Genomic DNA, 10,332 nt, shown 5'->3' on the forward strand with positions numbered 1-10,332 from the left:
TTATGGATAAAGAAAAACAAGATCAATTGAAAAAAGAAGCCGCTACTAAAGCTGCTTTAATGGTTAAACCCAATTCGGTTTTAGGCGTAGGGACAGGTTCAACAGTAGCATTTTTTATTGACGCTTTAGGTGAGCGTAAAAACAAAGAAAACTTTTCTTTAAAACACATTGTAACTACTAGCAACCGTAGTAAAAAACAGCTTGAAAGTTTAGGATTCAAGGTTGATGAATTAGCTGACATCGATCAAGTTGACTTAACTGTTGATGGTGCTGATCGCGTGGACGATAATTTAGATGGCATCAAAGGCGGTGGTGGTGCTTTAACTTTGGAAAAAAATGTCGCTATTAATTCTAAGAAGATCATTTGGATTGTTGATGAGTCAAAACTTGTTCATCACTTGAGAGGCTTTGCGCTTCCAGTTGAAGTTTTACCAATTTCTTGTGAGCAAAATTTCAAGCGTTTTGAAAAAGAAGGCTTGAAACCTCAATGGCGCCTGACTTCTGAAAATAAACGCTATGTGACTCATTATGGAAACTATATTATTGACTTGGCCATTGACCCGATTCCTGTTCCAAACGGCTTAGCAGACTATCTTGATCACACTGTAGGTGTTGTTGAGCATGGTTTGTTTTTGAACATGTGTGACAAGGTGATTGTTGCTCATAGTGATGGCACTATTGAGCAAAAAGATAGAAAATAAAAATAATTGCTTTTTTCTTGACTTAGATCAATTATTTTTATTATAAATTAATTTATAATAAAAAATGAAAAGTTCGAAAAAGGAAGGATTTATTCTTATGAAGAAATTAGATTCAAACAAACTTACAGATAAACAACAAGAGTTCTTTAAGACTCACTTAGCATACTTATCAACAGTAGATGCTAATGGCGAACCCCAAGTTGGTCCTAAGCAATCAATGAAGGTCTTAGATGAAGGACACTTGCAATACCTTGAAAAGACTCAAGCACATGCTTATGAAAATTTGAAAAATGGATCAAAAGCTGCTGTAGTTGTAGCTGATGTTCCTAGTCACACTAATGTGAGAATTAAGGGAACTGCACATATTCATGAAGATGATGACTATGCTAAGGAAGTTTTAGCAGGTACAGATTCTCCAAATGCTTATGTTGTTGTAATCGACATCGAAGAAATCTTTGAATAATTTATTTTATTGAATTAGGGTCTAAAGCTTCTGGCTTTAGACCTTTTTGTTAGCATTTTTCTGAAAGATAAATGCTAATTAGGTCGGCTTCTGGTATGATGAAATTAAGCAATAAAATTGGAAAGAAGAAAACATCAATGACAAAAATACCATTAATTATTAGTACCGATCCCGGAATTGATGATATTGCAGCAATGACAATTAGTCTTTTTGCAGATGATTTAGATGTCAAAATGATTGTTCCTACTTGGGGCAATGTTGGTTTGAAATATACGTTGCAAAACACTCTTAACTTAGAAAAATTTTTGAATACTAAAGTCCCAGTGGTTGTTGGTGCTAATCAGCCTCTTGTGCGACCAGCAATTAGTGCTGCAAGCGTTCATGGAAAAACTGGTATTGCCGGGTATGAGTTTGAAAAAGCAGATGATAGCTTAATTGTACCAGGCCTTGCTGCTACGAAAATGCACGAAGTAATTCAAGAAAATCCTGATAAAGTTACTTTGATGGGGATTGGTCCGTTAACTGATTTTGCTCTTTTATTTAAGCAGTATCCTGAAGACTTAGAAAAAATTGAACAAGTAGTGATCATGGGCGCAAATATTGGTCATGGTAATCACAGTCCTTTTGCTGAATATAATATTGCAGGTGATCCTGAAGCTGCCAGTGTAGTCTTTAACAGTGGTTTACCTATCAAAGTTGCTCCACTTGAAATTGGCAATAAAGCACATGTTACGGCCGAACAAATGGCAAAAATTAAAACACAAGGCCAAGTGGGACAGATGCTTTATGCATTGTTTTCACATATCAAAGAACCGGACGGTGATCCGCGAATTAAGATCTATGATCCAACTGCGGTCGGAATTTTACTGGCACCTGAGATGTATACTTTTAAAAAAGCGAGAGTTGATATTGAATTAGCTGGTAAATTCACTGCGGGAGCAAGCAGCATGGACTTTTTGAGTGAAAATCCTAATGCAGAAATTGCAGTTGATGTTGATACACATAAATTTGCTGATTGGTTTGTCGAAAGTGTCAAAAAAGCTAATCAAGGGAGAAAGTAATGACTGATTTAGTTTATCGGGCTGTGATGCGCGATATTAAACAAAAAATTCTTAACCATGAATATGAGGGTATGCGCCTGCCAGATGAGCGCAGTTTAAGTGAGCATTATCAAGTTAGCCGCTCATCGATGAAGCGTGCACTTGGTTTGCTTGCTCAACAAGGTATTGTTTTTAAAAAGCGTGGAAGTGGGACTTTTATCAATCCACTTTATCTTAAAAATCAGGCTCTTTTTAAATATGATGGTTCAAATTTGGGTATCACAGACTCTTTTAGCGTTCCTGGTAAGACTCAAAGTATTGAATTACTAGATTATCAAGTTATTAAGCCTGATGAAGATTTGAGACAAGATTTATTTTTGAAAGATTCAGATTTTGTCTATCAAATTAAGCGTTTGCGATTACTTGATGATCAACCATTTATGATTGAGACAGGTTTTATCCCGATAAAAATCACGCCAGAACTTGATGAAGATATTTTGAAAAGTTCGCTGTTTAATTATTTGGAAGACACGCAAGGTAAAACGGTAACTAAGTCGTTTTTAACAATTACTGTTGAACCTTCAACTTTAGATGATCAAACGAAATTGATGCTTGCTCCAAATGAGCCTGTTGGTGTGATGGAAGGTATTTTCTTTTTAGATGATGGGACGCCTTTTGAAGTTTCAAATATGCGCATTCATTACAAATATATGAAGTACAATACCTTTGTAAACTTAAATGAAGAATAAACGATAATAATTAAAAAAGAGAGCTGATTATATTGGTCAGTTCTCTTTTTAAGTGTATTTAGTCAAGATAAGAATCTTATCTAAATTGTGAAAGATCTTCAATTGCACTTAAATATAAGTAATTTAGATTAGTTCTTTTAGTAGCTTCACGTAAATCAATCAAAAGCTCATTTTGATCAGGACTTAAATAAAGTCCTCTTAAAGCATGACGAGCTTCAATCAGCATCACTAGTTTATTAGTATAAGCATAGGGATGATCATTTTGATTGATTTTATCTAAGACACATGCAATTGCATCTTGCAATTTGCTGTATTCGTGACCAGGACGCCCTTCAAATGAATGATAAAGGCGAACTAATTGTGTGAATAAATATGCATTTTGACGAGCTTGCAGTTCTTGAGAAGAAAGTTTGCTGTTTAATTGCTTAGCTGATGAAGAAATAATCATTTTTATACCTCCAAAACATGAATTACCTGTGTATGTGGATCAAGCCATTGACGATATTCTTGGGGAAGAACAGTATCTGTAATTAAAACGTCAATGTTTTTAAGGCTCGTAGTTTTATATGGGGAAGAATTACGAGTTGTAAATTTATATTTTTCTGCAAAAAGAATGGTTTTGTCTGCGCGAGAGATTGCTCTTCCAGTAGTGGCGGCATCTCTTTGATCTGCAACGTAAATACCATCAGAATTGATTTTTGAAGCACCGACAAAGGCAACTTCAAAGCGAACCTTGTCAAGCTCTTCTAAGGCTTGTGGGGAATAAATAAAGCGATTAGTTTTATTAACTTGGCCCGCCAAAATACTGACAGTGGGGAAATTACTTTGCATTAAAGCTAGGGCATTATCCAGCGAGTTAGTTAGAACCGAAGCATCAATACCGTTGATTAAATTACACATTTGAGCAATAGTAGTTGAAACTCCTAGAAAATAAAACTTACCGGCTGAAAAATACTTTTTAGCAGCTTGAGCCATCTTGTTTTTTACAGGAGACTGGATATGACTGCGAGTAATGTATGCTGGTACTTGGTTGGCACTAACTGCCATTATGCCGCCATGAACTCTTACTGCTTGTCCAGTTGAAGTCAGACGTAAAACATCTCTTCTTGCTGTGTCAAAGGAAATATTAAAGTGAGCTGCGATTTCTTTGGTTTGCAGTTCATTTTTCTTAGCTAAGATTTTTTTGATTTCAATTAAACGTTGTGATTGATTCATTATTTTCCCCTCATCCATAGACTAACATGTTTATAAATAAAAATAAGCATTTGTGCATGAAATAATATTTATTAATCCGTATTCATCAGTATACGCTCATTTAAACGCTTAGTCATTATTTATAAAAGCTGATATCATCGCATTGCAGGCCATAAGTATTTCAAATAAAATGAATAATTCGAAATTGGGACGCACCAATATATAAAATGGTTGAATTTTTAATGAAAGTGCTTTATTATAGAATTGAAAAAAGAAATTGAAACTTTGTTTTAAGGAGAAAATTATGGCAGTTAATTACGATTCTCAAGATTATTTGAAGAGTGTTGATGCTTATTGGCGTGCAGCCAACTACTTATCTGTTGGTCAATTGTTTTTGATGAACAATCCTTTATTAAAGCGTGATCTTCAAGCTCAGGATGTAAAGCCTAAGCCAATTGGTCACTGGGGTACAATTGTTCCACAAAACTTCATCTATGCGCATTTAAACCGTGTAATTAAGAAGTATGACTTAAACATGTTTTACATCGAAGGCTCAGGTCATGGCGGTCAAGTGATGGTTTCTAATTCATATCTTGATGGTTCATACACTGAAAGATATCCAGAGATTACACAAGATGAAAAGGGAATGGCTAAATTATTTAAGAGATTTAGTTTCCCAGGTGGTGTTGCTTCTCATGCTGCTCCAGAAACTCCGGGTTCAATTCATGAAGGTGGAGAATTAGGTTACTCATTATCACACGGAGTGGGGGCTATTTTAGATAATCCTGATGTTATCGCAGCTGTTGAAATTGGCGATGGTGAATCAGAAACTGGTCCTCTTGCTACTTCTTGGTTTTCAAGTAAATTTATTAACCCAATTAAAGATGGTGCGGTAATTCCAATCTTACAAATTAATGGTTTTAAGATTTCTAACCCAACTATCGTTTCTCGAATGAGCGACGAAGACTTAACTAAGTACTTTGAAGGAATGGGCTGGAAGCCATACTTTGTATCTGCTTATAAAGATGGTGAATTTAATGGCTATAAAGATCATATGCAAGTTCACCAAGAAATGGCTAAGACCATGGATGAAGTTGTCGAAGATATCAAAGCCATTCAAAAACATGCTCGTGAAAATAACGATGATTCCTTAGCTAAATGGCCAATGATCGTCTTTAGAGTTCCTAAGGGCTGGACTGGTCCAAAATTTGATTTAGATGGCAATCCAATTGAAAATAGTTTCCGTGCACACCAAATTCCAATCCCAGTATCTCAAGATGATATGACTCATAAAGAAATGCTTACTGATTGGATGGAAAGTTATAAGCCAGACGAATTATTTAACGAAGATGGTTCACCAAAAGAAATTGTTAAAGAAAATACTTTAACTGGTGATAAACGTATGGCTATGAATCCAGTTACTAATGGTGGTATTAATCCTAAAGTTTTGAACATGCCAGATTACCGCGAATTTGCAGTTGAATTTGATAAGCCAGGTTCTGTTGAAAAACAAGATATGGCTGAGTGGGCAAAATATTTAGATAAGATGGCAGAACTAAATCCTGATAACTTCCGTGGATTTGGCCCTGATGAATCCAAATCTAACCGTTTATTCAAGTTGCTTGATGGTCAAAAACGTCAATGGATGGAAAGTATTCACACACCAAATGATGAAAACTTAGCACACGAAGGCCGCTTGATTGACTCTCAATTATCAGAACACCAAGATGAAGGCTGGCTGGAAGGCTACGTTTTAACTGGTAGACATGGATTTTTTGCAACTTATGAAGCATTTGGCCGTGTAGTTGATTCAATGCTTACTCAACACATGAAATGGCTACGTAAAGCTAAAGAACAAACCTGGAGACATGATTATCCTGCTTTGAACTTAGTTGATACTTCCACTGTTTTCCAGCAAGATCACAATGGTTACACTCACCAAGACCCAGGAATGCTAACTCACTTATATGAAAAAGGTCGCGCTGACTTAATTCATGAATATTTACCAGCAGATACTAACTCACTTTTAGCTGTATCTGACAAGGCATTTAGAGATCGTGAATGCATTAATGTCTTAGTAACTTCTAAGCAGCCACGTCCACAATGGTTCTCAATTGAAGAAGCTAAAAAGTTAGTAGATAAGGGCTTAGGTTATATTGATTGGGCTTCAACTGACAAGGGTGCAAAACCTGATGTAGTATTTGCTTCGACTGGAACTGAGCCAACTATTGAAACTTTAGCTGCCATTGACTTGCTTCACAAGAAGTTCCCAGACCTCAAGATTCGCTACATCAATGTTATCGATGTAATGAAGTTAATGACTCCTGAAAAGAACAAAGAAGCTATCAGTAACGAAGAATTTGATAGATTATTCCCGAAAGATACTCCAGTCATCTTTGCATGGCACGGCTTTAAGCCAATGATGGAATCAATTTGGTTTGATAGAGGTCGCGGCAAGAATGATGTTCATATTCACGGCTATGAAGAAAATGGTGATATTACTACTCCATTTGATATGCGTGTTTTGAACCACATGGATCGCTATGACTTGGCTAAAGATGTAGTTGAAAGCATCCCTGAATTAAGTGAAAAGAATGCTGATTTCATAGATGAAATGGATAGCTTACTTGCAAAACACCACCAATACATTCGCGATAATGGTAAAGATATGCCGGAAGTTACTGAATGGCAATGGCAAGGCTTAAAGTAGTTGAAAATATATAATTGATGTCTTAAAAAAGTGTTGAATCATTTCAACGCTTTTTTTGTCTATCGGATATGTTATTTAAATAGAAAAGCTTGCAAAAGCATGGTAAAATTACTTACTATTAATTATGAGATAAAGCTCGGTTTGAGAAAATATAATTAATTTAAAGAGGTAAATCATGGAGTTTAAAGAAGTACTTCAAAAAGAAAGAGCAACTAGAAAATTTACAGATCAAAGAGTTAGTGAAAAAGTAATTCGTGAGATTTTAACTGATGCCCAACGTTCACCATCGCTTTTAAATTCTCAGCCTTGGCGCATATATGTGGCAATGGGCAAAACTGTTAAGAAGATTCGTGCTGATTTTAAAGAATTGATTGAAAAAGGTGAACAGCCTCGTGAAGATTTTGCGGCATTAATGAAGGTGGAATGGGATACTTTTCCAAGTCAGAACATGTCAACAATGAGTGATACTTTGAATTATTTCTTACGTGGTGAGATGACTCAGTTTGATGAAGCTCAAGTTAATTTGTTCAATGCACCGATTTTGATCTTTTTAACAATTCCCAAGAAATCTCCAGCTTGGTCAGTTTACGATTTGGGAACTTTTTCTCAAACTTTAATGTTATCAGCCGTTGATCATGGACTTTCGACGATGCCAGCGCATGCAATTGTTAAATTCCCCGATGTCATCAGAAAATACATGGATATTCCTGAAGATGAAGCAATAGGAATGGGGATTGGTTTAGGCTATCTAGATAAACGTGCGTCAATTAATGGGTATCGCTCTAAGCGAGTTCCACTAGACAAAATTGTTAAATTTGTCAAAGAATAAAAAAACTGCACGTTGAGTGCGGTTTTTTTGTTTTTTTCAGTTAGCAGTCTTAAACTTAAAATGAATAGTATTATTTTATTTCATATAGTAAGTATGTAGGGGGCTTATTAATGAGCCAAGATAAGCAAAAGTCAGCTTCATCAAAAATTGATTTAGAAAAAGCTGATATTAAAGATGTCATTAGTTATTTAGATGTTAATCCTGACCAAGGTTTAGATTCTCAGCAAGTTCAAGAGCGTTTGAAAAAATACGGTCCGAATGCAATTGTTGCTAAAACTGAACCAGCTTGGAAGAAGTTTTTGAAGCATTTTACAGGTCCAATCGCTTATATGATCGAAGCTGCTGCAATTGTTTCAGCAATTATTGGTCACTGGGATGATTTTTGGATTATTTTAGCTTTGCTTTTAGTGAATGCTGGAATTGAAATGTGGCAAGATGCAAAAGCATCCAACGCATTAGCCGCTTTAAAAAAAGGTTTAGCTCCTAAGGCGACTGTTTTACGTAATGGAAAATGGGAAACAATTGCCGCTAAGGATTTGGTTCCCGGCGATATTGTAAAAATCAGACTGGGAATGATTGTACCAGCTGATTTAAGATTGATCGGCGGCCAATATGCTTCTATTGATCAAGCTGCTTTAACCGGTGAATCTCTTCCAGTCCATAAAAAAATCGGCGATGAAGCATATTCCGGTAGTATCGTTAAAGAAGGAGAAATGACCGCTGTTGTTATAGCAACTGACGGTAATACTTTCTTCGGTAAGACTGCTAAACTAGTTGCAAGTGCAGGTGTTAAGTCCGATGCCCAAAAGGCTATGTTTAAAATTGGTAACTTTTTAATCGTAGTTGCCGTGATTTTAGCGGTGATTATGGTGGCCTTCAGAGTTTATCGCAGTATTGCAATTGCCCATGATTGGGGAATAGATGAAGCATTAAATATTCTCCAATTCGTTTTAGTTTTGCTAGTTGCATCTATTCCTGTGGCAATGCCGACTGTTTTTTCAATCACTCTAGCATTAGGAGCACTTCAGTTATCAAAGAAAAAGGCGATTGTATCGCGGCTTTCTTCAATTGAATCAATGGCTGGAGTCGATATCTTATGTAGTGATAAGACTGGGACTTTGACTCAGAATAAACTAACTTTGGGTGACACAACTTTACTGGCGGCTAATGATGTACAAGCAGTGATCTTAGCTGGGGCGCTTGCTTCAAGAAAAGAAGACAATGATCCGATTGATAATGCGGTCATTCAAGCTCTTAAGGATCCTGCAAGCTTGAAAGAATATGTTGTTGAGAAGTTTGTTCCATTTGATCCTGTTACTAAGAAAACACAAGCTCGCGTTAAAGACAAAAATGGTAATGAACTTATAACAGCAAAAGGTGCACCACAAGTTATTGCTGAGCTAAGTAGTGATCCGAAAGTTCAAGCCAAGGTAAAACAAATTACTGCTGATTTAGCAAGTAAGGGTTATCGGGCTTTAGGAGTTGCTGAAAGTAAAGATGATGGTAAAACCTGGCAAGTACTAGGCGTTTTGTCGATGTTTGATCCACCAAGAAAAGATTCTAAACAAACTATTGCTGATTGTGAAAAACAAGGCGTTAGTGTCAAGATGATTACTGGTGATGATACGGCAATTGCGATTGAAACAGCTAAAAAGCTAGGTATGGGTACTAAGATCTATAATGCTTCTGAGGTCTTTCCAAAGGATTTAGATCCAAATCATGTGCCAGAAGATTTGGCTAAGCAAATTGAAGCCGCTGATGGTTTTGCTCGGGTCTTTCCAGAACATAAATACGCGATTGTTAAAGCTTTGCAAAATCTAGGTCACTTAGTGGCAATGACTGGTGATGGTGTTAACGATGCGCCAGCTTTAAAGCAAGCAAATTGTGGTACCGCGGTAGCTGGAGCCACCGATGCAGCTAGAAGCGCGGCAGCATTAATTTTGACAGCTCCTGGATTGTCAGTTATTAAGACTGCCATTCAAGAAGCAAGGAAGATTTTTGCCAGAATTACTAGTTATACTATTTATCGTGTTGCCTTGACGATGAATATTATGTTTTTGGTTGTTTTGTCTTCAATCTTTTTGAACTTTCAACCATTAACGGCAATTATGATTGTTGTGATGTCGTTACTTGATGACCTGCCAATTATGACTATTGCTTATGATAATACCGCGGTAAGTCCAACACCAATTAAATGGAAGATGAAGAAGATTTTAACTACTTCAACAATTTTAGGTGTCTTTGCGGTTATCCAGTCGATGCTGTTATTATGGTTGGGCTATATGGATGTGAAAAATCCTGGAAGCAACTTCTTAGATGTCACAAGTTTTGCACAATTGCAAACAATGATGTTTTTGCAGTTAGTTGCTGGAGGACACTTGCTTTTATTCATTACTCGTCAGACCAAGTGGTTTTTTGAAAGACCATTTCCAGCACCACAGCTGTTTTGGGCAATTGTGATTACACAGATATTTGCTATCTTTATGTGTTATTTCGGCTGGTTCGTGCCAAAGATATCTTTAGTTATGATCGCTGAGATTTGGGGCTACAACATCATTTGGATGTTTATCTTAAACATCATCAGAATGGCAATAGAAAAATGGCAAGGAAAGAAGATATAGAATTAGAAATAGCTCGCAATAGCTA

Annotated in this window: 9 protein-coding genes; 7 read left to right on the forward strand and 2 right to left on the reverse strand. The window is 36.4% G+C overall.

The features are described 5' to 3' along the window. Window positions 1-2 precede the first annotated feature (2 nt). The 4 genes from rpiA (at window position 3) to Q0Y70_RS01775 (ending at window position 2,953) form a co-directional block, all read left to right on the forward strand. Window positions 3-701 (forward strand): ribose-5-phosphate isomerase RpiA, encoded by a 699-nt coding sequence (gene rpiA, locus Q0Y70_RS01760; protein ID WP_297815776.1) that lies wholly within the window; start codon window positions 3-5, stop codon window positions 699-701. 97 nt (window positions 702-798) lie between these two features. Continuing rightward, window positions 799-1,164: a pyridoxamine 5'-phosphate oxidase family protein gene (locus tag Q0Y70_RS01765; protein WP_297815778.1), complete on the forward strand. Its 366-nt coding sequence runs from the start codon at window positions 799-801 to the stop codon at window positions 1,162-1,164. 137 nt (window positions 1,165-1,301) lie between these two features. Then, complete coding sequence (locus Q0Y70_RS01770) at window positions 1,302-2,225, forward strand: nucleoside hydrolase (RefSeq protein ID WP_297815781.1); 924 nt, start codon at window positions 1,302-1,304, stop codon at window positions 2,223-2,225. Continuing rightward, window positions 2,225-2,953 (forward strand): GntR family transcriptional regulator, encoded by a 729-nt coding sequence (locus Q0Y70_RS01775; protein ID WP_297815784.1) that lies wholly within the window; start codon window positions 2,225-2,227, stop codon window positions 2,951-2,953. The genes Q0Y70_RS01770 and Q0Y70_RS01775 overlap by 1 nt, the downstream gene beginning before the upstream one ends. 76 nt (window positions 2,954-3,029) lie before the next feature. On the opposite strand, the gene Q0Y70_RS01780 is transcribed toward Q0Y70_RS01775, so the two are convergent. Continuing rightward, window positions 3,030-3,401 carry a bacteriocin immunity protein gene (locus Q0Y70_RS01780; RefSeq protein WP_297815786.1) on the reverse strand — a complete coding sequence of 124 codons (372 nt, stop codon included), beginning with the start codon at window positions 3,399-3,401 and terminating at the stop codon, window positions 3,030-3,032. A 2-nt stretch (window positions 3,402-3,403) separates the two neighbouring features. Beyond that, a complete protein-coding gene (locus Q0Y70_RS01785) occupies window positions 3,404-4,168 on the reverse strand; it encodes a DeoR/GlpR family DNA-binding transcription regulator (RefSeq protein ID WP_297815789.1) in 765 nt (254 codons plus the stop codon). A 283-nt stretch (window positions 4,169-4,451) separates the two neighbouring features. On the opposite strand from Q0Y70_RS01785, the gene Q0Y70_RS01790 reads away from it, so the two are divergent. From Q0Y70_RS01790 to Q0Y70_RS01800, 3 genes are all read left to right on the forward strand, one after another. Next, window positions 4,452-6,857 (forward strand): phosphoketolase family protein, encoded by a 2,406-nt coding sequence (locus Q0Y70_RS01790; protein ID WP_297815792.1) that lies wholly within the window; start codon window positions 4,452-4,454, stop codon window positions 6,855-6,857. Between the two features lie 175 nt (window positions 6,858-7,032). Beyond that, window positions 7,033-7,686: a nitroreductase gene (locus Q0Y70_RS01795; RefSeq protein WP_297815795.1), complete on the forward strand. Its 654-nt coding sequence runs from the start codon at window positions 7,033-7,035 to the stop codon at window positions 7,684-7,686. 110 nt (window positions 7,687-7,796) lie between these two features. Then, window positions 7,797-10,307 carry a plasma-membrane proton-efflux P-type ATPase gene (locus Q0Y70_RS01800; protein WP_297815798.1) on the forward strand — a complete coding sequence of 837 codons (2,511 nt, stop codon included), beginning with the start codon at window positions 7,797-7,799 and terminating at the stop codon, window positions 10,305-10,307. The last annotated feature ends 25 nt before the right edge of the window (window positions 10,308-10,332 follow it).

This window comes from uncultured Lactobacillus sp. (genome assembly GCF_947367085.1).
Taxonomy (GTDB): domain Bacteria; phylum Bacillota; class Bacilli; order Lactobacillales; family Lactobacillaceae; genus Lactobacillus.

What these genes read in the sequence shown, in the direction of transcription:
- rpiA (WP_297815776.1), top strand. Translation starts at nt 3, where the DNA reads ATGGATAAAGAAAAACAAGATCAATTGAAAAAAGAAGCCGCTACTAAA.
- Q0Y70_RS01765 (WP_297815778.1), top strand. Translation starts at nt 799, where the DNA reads ATGAAGAAATTAGATTCAAACAAACTTACAGATAAACAACAAGAGTTC.
- Q0Y70_RS01770 (WP_297815781.1), top strand. Translation starts at nt 1,302, where the DNA reads ATGACAAAAATACCATTAATTATTAGTACCGATCCCGGAATTGATGAT.
- Q0Y70_RS01775 (WP_297815784.1), top strand. Translation starts at nt 2,225, where the DNA reads ATGACTGATTTAGTTTATCGGGCTGTGATGCGCGATATTAAACAAAAA.
- Q0Y70_RS01780 (WP_297815786.1), bottom strand. Translation starts at nt 3,401, where the DNA reads ATGATTATTTCTTCATCAGCTAAGCAATTAAACAGCAAACTTTCTTCT.
- Q0Y70_RS01785 (WP_297815789.1), bottom strand. Translation starts at nt 4,168, where the DNA reads ATGAATCAATCACAACGTTTAATTGAAATCAAAAAAATCTTAGCTAAG.
- Q0Y70_RS01790 (WP_297815792.1), top strand. Translation starts at nt 4,452, where the DNA reads ATGGCAGTTAATTACGATTCTCAAGATTATTTGAAGAGTGTTGATGCT.
- Q0Y70_RS01795 (WP_297815795.1), top strand. Translation starts at nt 7,033, where the DNA reads ATGGAGTTTAAAGAAGTACTTCAAAAAGAAAGAGCAACTAGAAAATTT.
- Q0Y70_RS01800 (WP_297815798.1), top strand. Translation starts at nt 7,797, where the DNA reads ATGAGCCAAGATAAGCAAAAGTCAGCTTCATCAAAAATTGATTTAGAA.